This is a genomic window from Cobetia sp. SIMBA_158, from assembly GCF_046566945.1.
Lineage (GTDB): Bacteria > Pseudomonadota > Gammaproteobacteria > Pseudomonadales > Halomonadaceae > Cobetia > Cobetia amphilecti.
On record NZ_JAWJYL010000009.1, the window covers coordinates 57,084 to 74,374 of the forward strand.

14 protein-coding genes are annotated in these 17,291 nt (G+C 63.3%); 11 read left to right on the forward strand and 3 right to left on the reverse strand.

Features of this window, described 5'->3' with window-relative positions:
• Positions 1-28 precede the first annotated feature (28 nt).
• From dapC to map, 3 genes are all read right to left on the reverse strand, one after another.
• Positions 29-1,228 (reverse strand): succinyldiaminopimelate transaminase, encoded by a 1,200-nt coding sequence (dapC, locus tag R2R70_RS13905; protein WP_410978317.1) that lies wholly within the window; start codon positions 1,226-1,228, stop codon positions 29-31.
• A gap of 185 nt (positions 1,229-1,413) precedes the next feature.
• Entirely contained in the window at positions 1,414-4,125 is a 2,712-nt protein-coding gene (locus R2R70_RS13910; RefSeq protein ID WP_410978318.1) for a [protein-PII] uridylyltransferase, read from the reverse strand.
• A gap of 5 nt (positions 4,126-4,130) precedes the next feature.
• A complete protein-coding gene (map, locus tag R2R70_RS13915; RefSeq protein ID WP_043333030.1) occupies positions 4,131-4,922 on the reverse strand; it encodes a type I methionyl aminopeptidase in 792 nt (263 codons plus the stop codon).
• Between the two features lie 315 nt (positions 4,923-5,237).
• Here map and rpsB point away from each other — a divergent pair, with 315 nt between their 5' ends.
• The 11 genes from rpsB to lpxD all read left to right on the forward strand — a co-directional run bounded on the left by rpsB (position 5,238) and on the right by lpxD (position 17,101).
• Positions 5,238-5,972, forward strand: coding sequence for a 30S ribosomal protein S2 (gene rpsB, locus R2R70_RS13920; protein WP_043333027.1), 735 nt, complete (start codon positions 5,238-5,240; stop codon positions 5,970-5,972).
• A 178-nt stretch (positions 5,973-6,150) separates the two neighbouring features.
• The gene (gene tsf / locus R2R70_RS13925; RefSeq protein WP_043333025.1) at positions 6,151-7,020 is read left to right on the forward strand and encodes a translation elongation factor Ts; all 870 of its coding nucleotides are present in this window, start codon (positions 6,151-6,153) and stop codon (positions 7,018-7,020) included.
• 116 nt (positions 7,021-7,136) lie between these two features.
• Positions 7,137-7,874: a UMP kinase gene (gene pyrH, locus R2R70_RS13930; protein WP_225347344.1), complete on the forward strand. Its 738-nt coding sequence runs from the start codon at positions 7,137-7,139 to the stop codon at positions 7,872-7,874.
• Between the two features lie 4 nt (positions 7,875-7,878).
• Positions 7,879-8,436 (forward strand): ribosome recycling factor, encoded by a 558-nt coding sequence (frr, locus tag R2R70_RS13935; protein ID WP_043333023.1) that lies wholly within the window; start codon positions 7,879-7,881, stop codon positions 8,434-8,436.
• Between the two features lie 54 nt (positions 8,437-8,490).
• A complete protein-coding gene (gene uppS, locus R2R70_RS13940; protein ID WP_043333020.1) occupies positions 8,491-9,234 on the forward strand; it encodes a polyprenyl diphosphate synthase in 744 nt (247 codons plus the stop codon).
• Positions 9,234-10,037: a phosphatidate cytidylyltransferase gene (locus R2R70_RS13945; RefSeq protein ID WP_410978319.1), complete on the forward strand. Its 804-nt coding sequence runs from the start codon at positions 9,234-9,236 to the stop codon at positions 10,035-10,037. Before uppS ends, R2R70_RS13945 begins: the two co-directional genes overlap by 1 nt.
• Positions 10,034-11,287, forward strand: coding sequence for a 1-deoxy-D-xylulose-5-phosphate reductoisomerase (gene ispC, locus R2R70_RS13950; protein ID WP_410978320.1), 1,254 nt, complete (start codon positions 10,034-10,036; stop codon positions 11,285-11,287). Before R2R70_RS13945 ends, ispC begins: the two co-directional genes overlap by 4 nt.
• 88 nt (positions 11,288-11,375) lie before the next feature.
• Positions 11,376-12,731, forward strand: a complete 1,356-nt coding sequence (gene rseP / locus R2R70_RS13955; RefSeq protein ID WP_410978321.1) for a sigma E protease regulator RseP — start codon at positions 11,376-11,378, stop codon at positions 12,729-12,731.
• A 245-nt stretch (positions 12,732-12,976) separates the two neighbouring features.
• Positions 12,977-15,313, forward strand: coding sequence for an outer membrane protein assembly factor BamA (gene bamA / locus R2R70_RS13960; protein ID WP_172978726.1), 2,337 nt, complete (start codon positions 12,977-12,979; stop codon positions 15,311-15,313).
• Between the two features lie 145 nt (positions 15,314-15,458).
• The gene (locus tag R2R70_RS13965) at positions 15,459-15,971 is read left to right on the forward strand and encodes an OmpH family outer membrane protein (RefSeq protein WP_043333014.1); all 513 of its coding nucleotides are present in this window, start codon (positions 15,459-15,461) and stop codon (positions 15,969-15,971) included.
• Positions 15,972-16,063: 92 nt separating this feature from the next.
• Positions 16,064-17,101: a UDP-3-O-(3-hydroxymyristoyl)glucosamine N-acyltransferase gene (lpxD, locus tag R2R70_RS13970; RefSeq protein WP_410978322.1), complete on the forward strand. Its 1,038-nt coding sequence runs from the start codon at positions 16,064-16,066 to the stop codon at positions 17,099-17,101.
• The last annotated feature ends 190 nt before the right edge of the window (positions 17,102-17,291 follow it).

Sequence of the window (17,291 nt, forward strand, 5' to 3'; positions counted from 1 at the left end):
CTGCTGTCAGCCCGTGCAGGCCTGGCGCTCAGCGCAGGCGTTCGACGAAGCGACGCAGGCGCTGGGCGGCTTCGACGGTCTGTTCCAGTTCGGCCACCAGCGCCAGACGAATGCGTCCGGCGCCCGGATTCACGCCGTCCACCTCGCGCGCCATGTAGCTTGCCGGCAGCACGCCGACCGCCTCTTCGCGCAGCAGCTCGCGAGTGAAGGCGGCATCATCCCCTCCCGGTACGGCGGGATACAGGTAGAAGCTGGCTTCCGGGGTCGGGAAGTCCATCACCGGTGCGAGGATTTCGGTCACGGCGGCAAACTTCTCGCGGTAGGCATCGCGATTGGCCAGCACGTGGGCTTCATCATTCCAGGCGGCGATGGAGGCGTGCTGGTGATGTAGCGGCATCGCGCAGCCGTGATAGGTGCGGTAGTGACGGAAGCGACGGATCACCTCGCCATCGCCGGCGACGAAGCCAGAGCGCAGGCCCGGCAGGTTGGAGCGCTTGGACAGCGAGTGGAAGACCACGCAGCGCGCGTAGTCATCGCGGCCCATGGCGGCACAGGCTTGCAGCAGGCCCGGCGGCGGCGTCGACTCGTCGAGATAGAGCTCCGAGTAGCACTCATCGGAGGCGATCAGGAAGTCGTGCTCGTCGGCGAGGCGAATCAGCTGCTGGAAGTCCTCCAGCGGTGTCACGGCGCCAGTGGGATTACCCGGCGAGCAGACGAAGACGATCTGGGTATCACGCCACACCTCGGCCGGCACCGCCGCGTAGTCGGGGCGGAAGCCATTCTCGGCGGGGCAGGCCAGGTAGGTGACCTCACCGCCGGCCAGCAGCGTCGCGCCTTCGTAGATCTGATAGAAGGGGTTCGGCACCAGTACGCGCGCCGGACGCGTGCTGTCCAGCGAGGCCTGGATGAAGGCGAACAGTGCCTCGCGGGTGCCGGTGACCGGCAGGACCTGCTGGTCGATATCCGGCGTGGCATTGAGCGAGAAGCGCTTCGCGAGCCAGTCGGCGATTGCCTGGCGCAATTCCCCCAGGCCGCCGGTGGCGGGGTATTTGGCCACGCCCATGATGTGCTCGCGCAGGGTGTCGAGCACGAACTCGGGCGGCGCGTGACGCGGTTCGCCGATGGTCAGTGCAATCGGGTCCAGGGCGGGATTGGGCACGACGCCCTCGCGCAGCTTGGCCAGGGTTTCAAACGGGTAGGGCTTGAGCTGGTCGAGATCCGGGTTCATGCACGTTCCATGGGTGATGGCCGTGGCAGCCAGGCTGCCGGCCGAGCAGGGAGGAAGGCGTCCGCGAGTCACCGGACTGCCATGCAGGTCGACTCGCGATTATAGGGAAGCCGGCCGGTCCCCTCAATCGCGGGGTGCCGGCCGGCGCTTTCCCTCTGTACTCTCGTCACGCGCCGTCACGCGTCTCAGCCGCGCTCGCCGACCTCGAGGACTTCGGTGAGGGCGTCACGCAGGCGTGTCTGACGCTCGGGGTCGGTGATGGGCTCGCCGGCGCGGTCGGTGATGAAGAAGATATCCTCGACGCGCTCGCCAAGAGTAGCGATCTTGGCGGCATCGATGGCGATCTCGTGCTCCATGAATACCCGTCCGATGCGTGCCAGCAGGCCCGGGCGGTCCGAGGCGATCACTTCCAGTACGCTGCGGCCGTTGGTGTAGTCCTGACTCAGCGTGATGCGTGGCGCGATGCGGAAGTGCTTGAGCTGGCGCGGCGTATGACGATTGACGATGACCGAGTAGTCATCCGGGTCATCCAGCTCTTCGACCAGATGGGTGCGGATATCGGCCAGGCGTGCGGCGTCGCGGATCGGCTCGCCGTCATCGTCGAGCAGGATGAAGGTGTTGAGCGTCCAGTTGTGGCTCGAGGTGGCGATGCGCGCATCGTGGATCGAGAGCCCCAGCTGCTCCAGCGCTGCGGCGGTGGCCGCGAACAGGTTGTCCACCGAGCGAGTGTGGATGAAGACCTTGGTGCCGCCTTCGGTCATCTCCTCGGTGGGCGCGCTGGTCAGTACCAGCGGCAGCGGCTCGCCATGCTCGTCGAGCTGCGGGGCTGCCTGGCGCGCGAGGATGCCCTGGGTGTGCCAAGCCACCTCGCTGGGCGCATAGCGCACGAAGTAGTCGTCGCCGAGGCTGGCCCACAGCGCCTCGGCGTCAGTGCGGGTGGTGCCCATGCCGGCCAGCAGGGACAGCGCTTCCTCACGGGTCTCGGTGATCCACTCGTGGCGCTCCGGCGGATGCTCGAGGCCACGGCGCAGCGCCCGGCGCGTCTCCATGTGCAGCTGGCGCAGCAGTGCCGCACGCCAGCCGTTCCACAGCGACGGGTTGGTGGCGTTGATGTCGGCCACCGTCAGCACGTAGAGATAATCCAGGTGCGTCTCGTCGCCGACGATCTCGGCGAAGCGCGTGATGATTTCGGGGTCGGCGATGTCCTGCTTCTGCGCGGTCATCGACATCAGCAGGTGGTGGCGCACCAGCCAGCTCAGGGTGCGGGTGTCACGCGGGCTGAGGTCATGACGGCGCGCGAAGTCCTCGACTTCCTCGGCACCGATCTCGGAGTGGTCGCCGCCACGGCCCTTGCCGATGTCGTGATAGAGCCCGGCGATCCACAGCAGCTCCAGCTTGGGCAGCTCGCGGATCAGGGTCGCGGCGACCGGGAATTCCTCCTCGGCATCGGGGGCACGGAATTCCTGGGCGACCTTGAGCAGGCGCAGGGTATGCGCATCGACGGTGTAGACGTGGAAGAGGTCGTGCTGCATCAGCCCCACGGCGCGCCCGAAGGCCGGCAGGTACTTGCCGAGGATGCCGTAGCGCGCCATGCGCTTGAGTACGCGGGGCACGTTGCCGCCACAGCGCATCAGCTCCATGAACAGGCTCTGGTGGCGCACGTCGTCGCGGAAGGCGTCGTCGATCTGGTGGCGATGATCACGCAGCGCGCGGATGGTGTCGGCGCGCACGCCCTCGATCTCCGGGTGCTGCGCCATCAGCAGGAACAGCTCCAGCAGCGCGGCGGGGCGGCGGCGGAACACGCCTTCCTCGCGCAGGCTGATGTAGCCGCTGCGGATCTCGAAGCGCGGATTGAGCGGCACGATGTTGACCGGCTCGTCATGGCGCAGGATGGCCTCGTCGAAGTGCTGCAGCAGCATGTCGTTGAGGCCTGCCAGGGCGGTGACGTGGCGGTAGTAGCGCTTCATGAACTGCTCGACCGCCAGATGCTCGGGCGTGTCGCGGAAACCGAACAGCTCGGCGATGGTGCGCTGGTGGTCGAACAGCAGCCGGTCCTCGGCGCGCCCGGCCAGCATGTGCAGTGCGAAGCGTACCTGCCACAGGAAGGCCTGGCCCTGGCTGAGAATGCGCAGTTCGGCATCATTCATGAAGCCCAGCGCGACCAGATTGTCGTAGCGCTCGACCCCGAAGTGACGCTTGGCGACCCAGCCGATCATCTGGATATCGCGCAGGCCGCCGGGCGACGACTTGATGTTGGGTTCGAGGTGATATTCGGTGTTGGCGAACTTGTGGTGGCGAGCGATCTGCTCCTGCCACTTGGCCTCGAAGAAGGCTTCGGCCGGCCACAGACGGTCGGTGGCCAGACGTTCGCGCATGGCCTCGCGCAGCCGCTGAGGGCCGGCGATGACACGGGATTCCAGAAGGTTGGTGATCACGGTGACATCGGCGCGTGCCTCACGCTCGCAGTCACTCAGCGAGCGCACGGACTGGCCGATCTCGAGACCGATGTCCCACAGGAAGGTGATGAAGTCGGACAGCGCCTCACGATAGGGCGTGTCGTCGTCCTGCTCCAGCAACAGCAGCAGGTCGATGTCGGAATGCGGGTGCAGCTCGCCGCGGCCGTAGCCGCCCACGGCGAGCAGGGCGATGCCGTCATCCGGCCAGGTCTGGCGCTGCCAGGCGATGGCCAGCAGGCGATCGATGGCGCGGGCACGACCATGGATGAGGTCGCGGATGTCGGCGCCCGCCTTGAAGCGAGCCTCGAGACGCTCCTGTACCTGTGCCAGAGCCCGCTTGAACAGCGGGATGGGTGTCTTCGTCGTGGCCAGCTCGCCGTCGAAGATGACGGCATCGTAGAGCGCTTCACGCTCGACGAAGTGATAGTGGTGCAGGAGCATCTTGATCAACCCTCGAGGAAGGAGAGGTCCTCTTCCGTGCGACGTGTCAGTACCTCGACGCCGGTGGCGGTGACCAGCAGGGTGTGCTCCCACTGGGCCGAGAGGCTCTTGTCCTTGGTGACGGCTGTCCAGTCGTCCTTGAGGACCTTCACCTTGTAGCCACCGACATTGACCATCGGCTCGATGGTCAGACACATGCCTTCCAGAAGCTCGGCGTCGGCACGGGCTTCGTAGCCGTCATAGTGCAGCACCTGCGGGTCTTCATGGAAGCCGGCGCCGATGCCGTGGCCGCAGAAGTCACGCACGACACTGTAGCCTGCCGCTTCGGCATGCTTCTGGATCGCGCGACCGATTTCTGACAGGCGTACGCCCGGACGTACCAGCTCGATGCCTTTATAGAGGCATTCCTGGGTGACGCGGCACAGACGCTCGGCCTGGATGCTCGGCTCGCCGACGATGTACATCTTCGAGGTGTCGCCGTGATAGCCGTCCTTGATCACGGTGATGTCGATGTTGAGGATGTCGCCTTTCTTGAGCTTCTTGTTGTCATCGGGGATGCCGTGACAGACCACGTGATTGATCGAGGTGCAGATCGATTTCGGGAAGCCGTGGTAGTTGAGCGGCGCCGGAATGCAGCCCTGAACTTCGGTGATGTGGTGGTGCGCGATGCGGTTGAGCTCGCCCGTGGTGACGCCGGGACGGACATGCTCGTCGAGCAGCTCTAGCACTTCAGCCGCCAGACGGCCGGCGACGCGCATCTTGTCGATTTCTTCAGCTGTCTTGATGGGAATGTTCATGAGGACTCGAGGCAGGAGATAAGAGGGATGAAACGCCGCCAGGCCGCGCGTGACGGGGGAATGGCGCGACGCATCGCATGCCGCGTCGGGCAGTGGCGACTTCATATCGTGGTCGAGCTATGGTATAAAGCCGCGCGCTTTCCTGCAAATTCTCCTCGATCGGCCACCTCCGGGCGCCTGGCCGAGGCGAGATTGAAGGACTGACGTACATAACCCCAATCCACACACGTTCCGTCACATGGTCCCGGGTGCCGCGCAAGCGGTCGGATCCATGGGGGACGTGGAGGCCCAACCCGATATCCAGGAGATATTCACATGGCGCAAGTCAACATGCGCGATCTGCTCAAGGCAGGCGCACACTTCGGTCACCAGACCAAGTACTGGAACCCGAAGATGTCCAAGTTCATCTTCGGCGCTCGCAACAAGATCCACATCATCAACCTCGAGCACACCCTGCCGGCGCTGAACGAAGCCGTGTCAGTGGTCGAGAAGATGGCTGCCAATGGCAACAAGATCATGTTCGTGGGCACCAAGCGCGCTGCCGGCAAGATCATCAAGGAAGAAGCTCGCAAGGCTGGCCAGCCGTACGTCAACCATCGCTGGTTGGGCGGCATGCTGACCAACTTCAAGACCATCCGTCAGTCCATCAAGCGCCTGCGTGAAATCGAGCAGATGCATGAAGACGGTACCTTCGCGAAGCTGACCAAGAAAGAAGTCCTGATGGCCACTCGTGAGCAGGACAAGCTCGAGCGCTCCATCGGCGGTATCAAGGACATGGGTGGCCTGCCGGACGCAATGTTCGTGATCGACGTTGACCACGAGCGCATCGCGATCAACGAAGCCAACAAGCTGGGCATCCCGGTCATCGGCGTCGTCGATACCAACTCCAACCCGGACGGCGTGGACTACGTCATCCCGGGTAACGATGACTCCATCCGCGCCATCCAGATCTATGTCCAGGCAATTGCAGGCGCCTGTGGCAAGAACAAGGAAGAAGAGCTGGCCGGTGAGTTCGTCGAAACTGCTTCTGAAGAAGACGCAGCAGAGTGATCCTGGCGGCTTGATCTGACTGTCACAAACGCTGCGCTACACTAAGTGCGGCATGGCCTAGCCAGGTGGCAGTCAGGTCAGGCAATAAGGGGGCCACGGCCCCCTTATTTGCGACCGTTCAGCGGTCGTGACCGAATTCCCGTATTCAAAGACGTCGACACGACAGAGGTTTCATCCCATGGCAGCTATCAGCGCATCTATGGTCAAGGAACTGCGTGAGCGTACTGCGCTCGGCATGATGGAATGCAAGAAGGCTCTTACCGAAGCCGGTGGCGACATCGAGCTGGCGATCGAGAACCTGCGCAAGAACTCCGGCCTGAAGGCCGCCAAGAAAGCTGGCCGCGTGGCCGCTGAAGGCGCCATCGTCATCAAGGTCGCCGACGACGCCAGCTACGGCGTGATGGTCGAAATCAACTCCGAGACCGACTTCGTCGCTCGTGATGACAATTTCAAGGCCTTCACCCAGCTGATCGCCGATCGTGTGTTCGCTACCAAGAACACCGACATCGCTTCCCTGATGGAAGGCGAGCTGGAAGACACCCGTGGTCAGCTGGTTCAGAAGATCGGTGAGAACATCTCCGTTCGTCGTGCCGAGCTGGTCGAAGCGCCGGCTGGCGGCGTCGTCGGTGGCTACGTCCACGGCGGCCGCATCGCTGCGCTGACCCTGCTGAACGGCGGTACTGGTGAAGCAGCCAAGGACGTCTCCATGCACGTCGCAGCCGTCAACCCGGTCTGTGCACGTCCGTCCGACATGCCGCAGGAACAGATGGACGCTGAAAAGGCCATCATCCTTGCTCAGCCGGACATGGCAGGCAAGCCGGCGGAAATCGCCGAGAAGATGTCCCAGGGTCGTCTGAAGAAGTACCTGGCTGAGAACAGCCTGACCGAACAGCCGTTCGTCAAGGATCCGAACCAGACCGTCGCCGAGTTCGTCAAGGCAGCCGGTGGTGAAGTGGTATCCTTCGTACGCATGGAAGTCGGTGAAGGTATCGAGAAGGAAGAAGTCGACTTCGCAGCTGAAGTCCGTGAGCAGGCCAGCCGCGCGTAAGGGCTGACTGTTTTCGCTTCTCATGATGGCGTGCGCATAGTCGCACGCCATCGTGTATCTGGCCCCCGCCTTCGGGCCGCCCCGTTCCCCGTATGTCAGTATCAGGAGAGATTCGCATGGCCACCATTTCCGCTGAACGCAATGCCAAGTACAAGCGCATACTGCTCAAGCTTTCCGGTGAGGCCCTGATGGGCGATGGCGATTTCGGCATCGACCCCAAGGTGCTGGATCGCATGGCGCTGGAAATCGGTCAGCTGGTGGGCATCGGCGTCCAGGTCGGCATCGTCATCGGTGGCGGCAACCTGTTCCGTGGCGCAGCCCTGCAGGAAGTCGGCATGGAGCGTGTGACCGGTGACCATATGGGCATGCTGGCGACCGTGATGAATGGTCTGGCGCTGCGTGATGCGCTGGAACGCTCCAACATCCGTTCACGCGTGATGTCTGCCATCCCGATGAGTGGCGTGGTAGAACATTATGATCGCCGTACCGCCATCCGTTATCTGACGTCTGGCGATGTGGTCATCTTCTCCGCCGGTACCGGCAACCCGTTCTTCACTACCGATTCCGCTGCCTGTCTGCGCGGTATCGAGATCGACGCGGATGCCGTCATCAAGGCAACCAAGGTGGATGGTGTCTACGACAAGGACCCGGTCAAGTTCCCGGATGCCGTGAAGTACGACAGCCTCAGCTACGATGATGCGCTGGACCAGAAGCTTGGGGTGATGGATTTGACCGCCATCTGCCTGGTACGTGACCATGACATGCCGGTGCGGGTGTTCAACATGAACAAGGCAGGCGCGCTGCTCAACCTGGTGGTGGGTGGCAAGGAAGGCACGCTGATTGATAGAGGGTAAGACTGTGATCAACGACATCAAGAAAGACGCCGAATCACGCATGAAGAAGACCATCGAGTCCCTCGGTGCCGCCTTCGGCAAGATCCGTACGGGTCGTGCGCATCCCAGCATCCTGGATGCCGTAACGGTCGATTACTATGGTAGCCAGGTACCGCTGAATCAGGTGGCCAACATCACCACCGAAGATGCGCGCACCCTGACTGTCGTGCCGTGGGAAAAGCCCATGGTGCCAAAGGTCGAGAAGGCCATCATGACTTCTGACCTGGGTCTCAACCCGTCCACCGCCGGTGACGTGATTCGCGTCCCGATGCCGATGCTGACGGAAGAGACGCGTCGCGGTTACACCAAGCAGGCGCGTGCAGAAGCGGAAAACGCCCGCGTGGCGCTCCGCAATGTGCGTCGTGACGCCAATGGCGACATCAAGAGCCTGCTCAAGGACAAGGACATCTCCGAAGACGATGCACGTCGCGGAGAAGACGAGATCCAGAAGCTGACCGACAAGTATGTGGCGGAAGTCGACAGTGCTCTGGAGCACAAGGAAACCGACCTGATGCAGGTCTGATCGGGTCTGCCGCCGGCGCTTGCCGGCGGCATCCGGTGCTCGTAGCGAGACCCCATGACGTCACCGAATTCCCCCTCCACGCCACGCCATGTGGCGATCATCATGGACGGCAACAACCGCTGGGCGAAGTCCCGCGGCTGGGCTGGCATACGCGGCCATCGCGCCGGTGCCGAAACCGTCCGCAGTACCATCCGTCGCGCTGCCGAGCAGGGCGTGGAAGTGCTGACCCTGTTTGCCTTCTCCAGTGAGAACTGGAAGCGCCCGGCCAATGAAGTCAGTGCGCTGATGGAGCTGTTTCTGCTGGCGCTCAAGCGCGAGGTCAAGAAGCTTCATCGCCACGATATCCGACTCTCGGTCATCGGCGAGCGCAGTCGTTTTTCCAATTCGATTCAAAAGCATATCCAGAGCGCCGAAGACATGACGCGCGGCAATCGCGGCATGCACGTGGTGATCTGCGCCAACTATGGCGGCCGTTGGGATATTGCTGAGGCCGCCCGCCGTCTGGCGGAGCAGGTCGAGCGCGGCGAGCTCAAGGCCGCGGACATCGACGAGTCACGTCTCGGGGCGGAAGTGTGCCTGAGCGAACTGCCGGAGGTGGATCTGTGTATCCGCACCAGCGGTGAGCAGCGTATCTCCAACTTCCTGATCTGGCAGCTGGCCTATGCCGAGTTCTATTTCTCGCCCGTGCTGTGGCCTGATTTCGATGCGGCGGCCTTCGATGAAGCGCTCAGCGCCTACGCCCTGCGTCAGCGTCGTTATGGCATGACCAGCGAACAACTCGACGCCGAGGGGCTCTAGTGCTCAGACAACGAATCATCACCGCGCTCATTCTCGCGCCGCTGGCGCTGTGGGGGCTGTTCGGCCTCGATGGTGCCGCCTTTGCCACCTTCACCGGGGCTGTCGTCGCGCTGGCCGCCTGGGAGTGGTCCAACCTGTCTGGCGTGCGTGCCGGCATGGCGCGTCTGCTGTTCCCGCTGGCTCTCAGCGTGCTGATGCTGCTGGTCTGGCAGTTCGATGGCGCTCTCGCGCGTTGGCCGCTGTATCTGGCGGCACTGGCATGGCTGGTCAATCTGCGCTGGGTAATGCGCTATCCGGCCGCCAGTCAGGAATGGCAGGCGACCGGCGTGCGGCTGGGCGTCGGCGTGCTGGCACTGCTGCCGACCTGGTTCGGCTTCGTGCAGCTCAAGGCCAGTGGCGGCGAGTGGCTGCTGTATGTGCTGCTGATGGTGTGGGCGGCGGATATCGGTGCCTACTTCTCCGGCAAGCGCTTCGGCAAGCGCAAGCTGGCGCCGCGCGTCAGCCCGGGCAAGTCCTGGGAGGGCGTCTACGGTGGTCTGGTGGCCACCGGCCTGCTGGCGACCGGCTATGCGCTGGCGGGGCTGGCCGACTGGCTGCCGCTGCTGTTGGTCACGCTGGGCGTGACGGTCGTCTCGGTGCTGGGTGACCTGCTCGAGAGCATGTTCAAGCGTCAGCGTCAGATGAAGGACTCAAGCCATCTGCTGCCCGGTCATGGTGGCGTGATGGATCGCATCGACAGCCTGACCGCAGCGGTGCCGCTGTTTGCCCTGCTGTTGCCGTGGGTGCTGGGAGGTGGTGCGTGAGCACGAATGTGAACGTGAGCCACGAGCCTCCTCATGAGACGCCTGCGTTGCAGCGCATCACCATCCTCGGCGCGACCGGCTCCATCGGGTCCAGCACCCTGGATGTGATCGCGCGCCATCCCGAGCGTTATCGGGTGCATGCGCTCAGCGCTGCCACGCGTCACGAGGCGCTGCTGGAGCTGTGTCTGACGCACCGCCCGCAGGTGGCGGTGATCGCCTCGTGCGAGGCGGCTGCGTGGCTCAGTGAGGCCCTCAAGGGCGTCGAGAGCTATCAGGGCACGCCCATCGAGGTGCGCCACGGTGAGCAGGCGCTGGTCGATATCAGCGAGGCGCCTGAAGTCGATAGCGTGATGGCCGCCATCGTCGGTGCGGCTGGCCTGTTGCCGACGCTGGCGGCGGTGCGAGCCGGCAAGCGCGTGCTGCTGGCCAACAAGGAAGCGCTGGTGTGTGCCGGGCAGCTGTTCATGGATGCGGTGAAGCAGCACGGGGCGACCCTGCTGCCGATCGATTCCGAGCACAACGCCATCTTCCAGTGCCTGCCGTCCCAGCATCGTGATGGCCTGGCGCCGATCGGTGTCGAGAAGCTGTTGCTGACCGCCTCCGGTGGCCCGTTCCGCGATGATGCCGAATGGCCTGCCGAGCGACTGGCCACGGTGACGCCGGACGAAGCCTGCGCGCATCCCAACTGGTCGATGGGGCGCAAGATTTCCGTCGATAGCGCCACCCTGATGAACAAGGGCCTGGAGCTGATCGAAGCCTGCTGGCTGTTCGCCTGCGGGCCGGATGATATTCAGGTGGTCGTGCATCCCCAGAGCGTGATTCATTCGATGGCGGCCTACAGTGATGGCTCGGTGCTGGCCCAGATGGGCAATCCGGACATGCGCACGCCGATCGCCTATGCGCTGGCGTGGCCGGAGCGTATCGATGCCGGCGTCGAGCCGCTGGACCTGTTTCAGGTCGCGCGCCTCGATTTCCGTGCCGCCGACGAGACGCGCTTCCCGTGTCTGCGGCTGGCGCGCGAGGCCATTGCGGCAGGCGGCACCTGGCCTGCGGTGATGAATGCCGCCAACGAGGTGGCCGTGGCTGCCTTCCTCGAGGGTCGCCTGGCCTTCGATCGTATCCCGGCAGTGGTGCAGGCCGTCATGCAGGCGCGTCCGCCACTGGCGGTGGATGGCCTCGAGGTGATTCTCGCCGAAGACGCGGCCGCGCGTGAGCTGGCTGCCGCCGAGTTGGCCCTCGCCGGGCCCTGAAATCCTATCTTGCACTGTCTTGTTACTTTCTTCGTGAGCGTGGCAAGGCAGGCTGCCCATCTCGGGCACCAATCTCCAGGAGCGCGTGATGGGTGTGATCCAGAATATTCTTGCCGTGATCGTCGTGTTGGGGGTGTTGATCACCATCCATGAGTACGGTCATTTCTGGGTCGCGCGTCGTTGCGGCATCAAGGTGCTGCGCTTCTCCATCGGCTTCGGCAAACCCTTCTGGTCGTGGACCGATCGCCACGGCACCGAGTACGGGGTCGCCGCCATCCCGCTGGGTGGCTACGTCAAGATGCTGGATGAGCGCGAGGGGCCGGTCGATCCGGCCGAGCGTCATCTGGCCTTCAATACCAAGTCGGTGTGGAAGCGTATCGCCGTCGTCTCGGCGGGCCCGCTGGCCAACTTCCTGCTGGCCATCGTCGCCTACTGGGCGCTGTTCGTCGCCGGTACCACCACGGTGGTGCCGATGGTCGGTGCCGTGGCGCCGGACTCGCCGGCTGGCCGCGCCGGCCTTGCGCCGAAGACCGAGATCGTCGCCATCAATGGTCAGGCCACTCCCTCGTGGGATGAGGTCAACCTGCGCTTGATCGGTGCGATTGGCGATGACAGCCTGACGCTCACCACGCGTGCCGAGGGTGCCAGCGCCACGCGTGAGCAGTCCCTCGACGTGACACGCTTCCTGGTCGATCAGGACCCGCCGCGTCCGCTGGTGACGCTGGGCATCACGGCCTGGCGTCCTCAGTTGCCGGCGGTGCTGGGGCAGGTGCTGGACGGTGGCGCCGCTCAGGCGGCAGGCCTGCAGGCCGGTGACCGCATCGTCAGCATCGATGGCACCCTGGTGGTCGACTGGATCGATTTCGTCGAGCGCGTGCGCGGTGCGCCGGGCGAGACGCTGTCGGTACTGGTGGCGCGAGATGGCAAGGAAGAGACGCTGTCACTGACCCCCGCCAGCAATTCGCTCGATGACGGGCGTGTGGTGGGGCAGGTCGGTGCCGGCGTCGAGAACGTCAGCTGGCCCGAGCAGTATCAGCGCGAGCTCAGCTTCGGGCCGCTGGCGGCAGTCGGCCAGGCCGTCGGCAAGACCGGCGAGATGACGGTGCTGACGCTGGATTCGATCCGCAAGATGCTGGTCGGTCTGATCGCACCGTCCAATCTGTCTGGCCCGATCACCATCGCGCGTATCGCCGGCGACACGGCGCGCTCCGGCCTCGAGGCCTTCCTCGGCTTCATGGCCTATCTCTCCATCAGCCTGGGTGTTCTCAACCTGCTGCCGATTCCGGTGCTGGATGGCGGTCACCTGCTGTTCTATCTGGTGGAAGCCGTGCGCGGCAAACCACTTTCGCAAGAGGTCCAGAATGCGGGGCTGAAGATCGGCATGGCGCTGGTCGGTTCCCTCATGCTGATGGCCATCTACTTCGATCTCATGCGTCTTTGGTGACGGATTCGGGGAGTCATCAGCACGTGATGGCTCCCGCAGGATGAACCGAATCTGAACTGTCGATGCCCATGGGGGTCAATTCATTGCACGGGCTGGTCAATGCGATCAACTCCCGTCATCATGCCCACACGACTTCGGCCCCGATTGCCGATCCTCACTCGTAGCTGTCTTGTCAGTTGCAGGGGGTTGTGTATAAGGTGCCTGTTCACCCAAGCGGGCGGAATCCAGAGAAGCGAAGCGACTGCATGAAACTCAAGACCATTGGATTGGCAGCTGCGCTGCTCGGGGCCAGTCAGGGCGCCTTGGCCGCATCTTTTAAAATTTCGGACATCCGGGTAGAGGGCCTCCAGCGCGTGTCTGCGGGCACCGTCTTCAACGCCTTCCCCGTCTCCGCGGATCAGAATGTGGAAGAAGAGGACCTGTCCTCGGCAGCGCGTCAGCTGTTCGACACGGGCCTGTTCGACGACATCCGCCTCAAGCGTGATGGCGATGTCCTGATCATCGATGTGGTCGAGCGCCCGACGATCTCCAAGATCGAGATTGACGGCAACTCGCAGATTCCCGACGAAGACCTGCGCAAGGGCCTCAAGGAAGCAGGGCTGGCCGAGGGTCAGGTTCTGCAGCGCTCCACGCTGGAAGAGATGCAGCGTGAGCTCGAGCGTGTCTACCAGGCTCAGGGCCGCTATAGCGCGCGTATCGAGACCTCCGTCGAGGAACTCGAGCGCAACCGCGTACAGGTCAATATCGACGTCAAGGAAGGCGCGATCGCCAAGATTCATCAGATCAACATCGTCGGCAACGATGCCTTCGATGACGAGACCCTGCGCGAACAGCTGGAGCTGGAAGACAAGCCGAGCTGGTTCTTCGGCTGGTTCTCCGATGATGAATACTCGCGCGAGAAGCTGACCGGTGATATCGAGACCCTCAAGTCCTGGTATCTCGATCGTGGTTACGTCAACTTCCAGGTGCGCTCGACCCAGGTGTCCATCTCGCCGGACAAGTCCGAGATCTTCGTCACCATCAACGTCGACGAAGGCAAGCCGTACAAGATCGGCAATATCGGCTTTGCCGGTGACCTGAAGATGAAGGAAGAGCGCGCCCGTGATCTGGTCAAGCTCGCCCCGGATGCCCTCTATTCCCAGCGTGATGTGACCGCTTCCAGCGAGGCGCTGCGCCAGGCACTGGGTGCCGACGGCTTCGCCTTCGCCAAGGTCAACGCGGTGCCGGAGGTCAACGAAGAGAGCGACACCGTCGATCTGACCTTCGCGGTCGACCCCGGCAAGCGTGCCTACGTGCGTCGCATCAACTTCAAGGGCAACACCACCACCGCAGACGAAGTCCTGCGTCGTGAGATGACCCAGCTGGAAGGTGCACCGGCCTCCACCGACAAGATCAAGCAGTCCAAGCAGAAGCTTGAGCGCCTCGGCTTCTTCAAGCAGGTCGATGTCGACACGCGTCCTGTCGCCGGTGAGCCGGACCAGCTGGACGTCAACTACAACGTCGAGGAGCAGCCGTCAGGCTCGATCTCGGCGTCGGTCGGTTTCTCCCAGGGTGACGGTGTCATCTACGGGGTGGGCCTGTCGCAGAAGAACTTCCTGGGCACCGGTAACGAAGTCAACATCAACGCCCAGAAGTCGGACGATTACACCAACGTCAGCTTCGGCTATACCGACCCGTACTGGACGCTGGATGGCATCTCGCGCGGCTACAACATGTTCTACCGCAAGGTGGACTACGACGATGATGACGACGTCGCCAGCTACGCGACCGACAGCTTCGGTGGCGGGATCAACTTCGGTTACCCGATCAACGAGCTGTCACGTCTGAACTTCGGCGGCGGTTACGAGTTCGTGCGCGTCAAGGACTTCGACGACAGCCCGGCGGAGGTCACGCAGTTCATCGAGGATGAAGGCGAAGACTTCAACCTCTACAAGCTGACGGCCAGCTGGTCACGCAACAACCTCAACCGTGGCATCCTGCCCACGGCGGGCAGCTCTCAGCTGCTGTCGCTGGAAGTGGCGGTGCCGGGCTCCGATGCGGATTACTACAAGCTCCGCTACAAGGGATCCAAGTTCTTCGAGCTGAGTCAGGACTGGTCACTCAAGTTCCGTACCGAGCTGGGCTATGCCAACTCGTTCTCCGGCGATACCTATCCGTTCTTCAAGAACTTCTATGCCGGCGGTCTGGGCAGCGTGCGTGGCTACAGCTCCAATACCCTGGGGCAGGCCACCACCGAGCAGAACGATGGCGACGACGATACCATCGGCGGCAACATCCTGATCGAAGGTGGGGTGGACCTGATCTTCCCGATGCCCTTCATCAAGGACAAGCGCTCGGTACAGCCGTCGTTCTTCGTCGATGCCGGTAACACCTATCTGACGTCGTGCTACGACGTGAGCTCCAGTGACACCAGCAGCTGTGAGAGCGGCGTCGACCTGGGTGAGCTGAATTACAGTGCCGGTATCGGCCTGTCGTGGATCACACCGGTAGGCCCGCTGACCTTCAGTGTCGCCCAGCCGATCGGTGACGATGACGACGATGACACCGAGATCTTCCAGTTCTCGCTGGGCCAGACCTTCTAAGGCCGTACGAGGCCGCACCCGCTTGAGTCGGTGCGGCCTTCGTCACGACCACCGGCGGCGCTGTCCCTGTTCCGTCGCCGGTCCTCGCACCGTCGGTCGCTGAGTCATCAGTGACTGAACAACAGGCCTACAAGGAGTTTGTGTGATGCGTAAATTGACCCGCGCCCTGTGTCTGGCTGGTGGCCTTGCCGCCATGGCGACTCCGATGCTGGCACAGGCCACCGAAGTCGCGGTCCTCGACTGGCGCCAGGCGCTGTTGAGTTCCGACTCGGCCAAGATTTCCATGAACCAGCTCAAGAATCAGCTGGCCGGCAAGCAGGACCAGGCCAAGGCACTCGCCAAGGAACTGGAATCCCTGCAGGCCAAGCTGCAGAAGGACGGCGCCGTGATGTCCGATTCCGAGCGTCAGTCCGTGCAGCAGCAGCTGCGCCAGAAGGGCGGCCAGTTCCAGCAGCTGCGTGGCCAGGTCCAGCAGCAGCAGCAACAGGCGGAGCAGACCTTCCTCAAGCAGTCCAAGCCGAAGCTCGACAAGGCCATCCAGCAGGTCGTCGACAAGCATGGCATCGAGCTGCTGGTCGACCGCAATGCGACGGTCTACAGCAAGGACGGTATGGACCTGACCAATGAAGTGACTCAGGTGTTCAACTCGCTCAACTGAGTACATCCCGCGCGCGCAAGCGTGCGGGATGTGTTGCATCCGAGCATGCCAACGCGAATGCGAGCCAGAGGCGCTCAGCGCCCAGAGACAGAATGAAAAAGCGACAATTCTCTTACACTCTCGAGGATCTGGCTCAGCGGCTGGGCGCTCGTCTCGTCGGTGACCCGGCTGTCCGGGTCACCGGCCTGTCGACGCTGGTCGATGCTGAGCCCGGCGATATCGCCTTCCTCGCCAATCGCGCCTACCTCAAGTATCTCGGGGAAACCGCCGCGACTGCCGTGCTGCTGCATGAAAGCCATCTTGAAGAGTGCAAGGGCAATGCCCTCGTGCTGGACAATCCGTATCTGGCCTACGCTGAGCTGTCGCGTCTGTTCGATCCGCTGGCGGTCGAGCCTCAGGCGAGCGTGCATGCCAGTGCCGTCATCGACGAGTCCGCAACCCTGGGGGCCAATGTCGAGGTCGGCCCGCAGGTCGTGATCGGTCCGGGCGTCAGCATCGGCGACAACACGCGCATTCACGCGGGTTGCGTGATCGGGGCTGACAGCGTGTTGGGCGAGGGCTGTCTGCTGCACCCCAATGTCACGCTCTATCATGGCGTGGTGATCGGTGCGCGCGCGGTACTCCACAGCAGCTGCGTGATCGGTGCCGATGGCTTCGGTTTTGCCCACGATGGCAAGGGCTGGCACAAGATCGCCCAGCTCGGTGGCGTGCTGATCGGCGATGATGTCGAAGTCGGCAGCTGCACCAGCATCGATCGTGGCGCGCTCGGTGACACCATCATCGGCAATGACGTCAAGATCGACTCCCAGGTCCAGATCGCGCACAACGTGCAGATCGGTGACCACTCGGCGCTGGCGGGCTGTGTCGGCATCGCCGGCTCCACCAAGGTCGGTCGCTACTGTCTGATGGGCGGTGGCGTGGGGCTGGCGGGGCACCTGGAAATCGCCGATGGCGTGCAGGTGACCGGCATGAGTCTGGTGACCAACTCCATCACCAAGCCGGGCGTCTATTCCTCCGGTACTGGCGCGATGGACAACGGCCTGTGGCGCAGAAATGCCGTACGTTTCAAGCAGTTGGATCAGTTGGCGCGACGCTTGAATCAGGTCGAGAAGAGTTTGAAGGACAAGTAGTACTGCAAGCCCGGGTAGTACCTGTCCAGAGCAGAGTCTCGCACCTGCTTGGCGCACTGTCGGGCAATGAGCGGCTGCCAGCCACGCGCAAGGACGCTATAATGCGCGCCATTGCCCGAACGGCGGTCCGGACCGTCATTACATGCCTGCCCGCGAGCGGCAGGCATTTCGTTATTTCAGAGGTTGCAAG

What these genes read in the sequence shown, in the direction of transcription:
- uppS (WP_043333020.1), top strand. Translation starts at nt 8,491, where the DNA reads ATGACGTCACCGAATTCCCCCTCCACGCCACGCCATGTGGCGATCATC.
- lpxD (WP_410978322.1), top strand. Translation starts at nt 16,064, where the DNA reads ATGAAAAAGCGACAATTCTCTTACACTCTCGAGGATCTGGCTCAGCGG.
- rpsB (WP_043333027.1), top strand. Translation starts at nt 5,238, where the DNA reads ATGGCGCAAGTCAACATGCGCGATCTGCTCAAGGCAGGCGCACACTTC.
- R2R70_RS13965 (WP_043333014.1), top strand. Translation starts at nt 15,459, where the DNA reads ATGCGTAAATTGACCCGCGCCCTGTGTCTGGCTGGTGGCCTTGCCGCC.
- dapC (WP_410978317.1), bottom strand. Translation starts at nt 1,228, where the DNA reads ATGAACCCGGATCTCGACCAGCTCAAGCCCTACCCGTTTGAAACCCTG.
- rseP (WP_410978321.1), top strand. Translation starts at nt 11,376, where the DNA reads ATGGGTGTGATCCAGAATATTCTTGCCGTGATCGTCGTGTTGGGGGTG.
- map (WP_043333030.1), bottom strand. Translation starts at nt 4,922, where the DNA reads ATGAACATTCCCATCAAGACAGCTGAAGAAATCGACAAGATGCGCGTC.
- tsf (WP_043333025.1), top strand. Translation starts at nt 6,151, where the DNA reads ATGGCAGCTATCAGCGCATCTATGGTCAAGGAACTGCGTGAGCGTACT.
- R2R70_RS13910 (WP_410978318.1), bottom strand. Translation starts at nt 4,125, where the DNA reads ATGCTCCTGCACCACTATCACTTCGTCGAGCGTGAAGCGCTCTACGAT.
- pyrH (WP_225347344.1), top strand. Translation starts at nt 7,137, where the DNA reads ATGGCCACCATTTCCGCTGAACGCAATGCCAAGTACAAGCGCATACTG.
- bamA (WP_172978726.1), top strand. Translation starts at nt 12,977, where the DNA reads ATGAAACTCAAGACCATTGGATTGGCAGCTGCGCTGCTCGGGGCCAGT.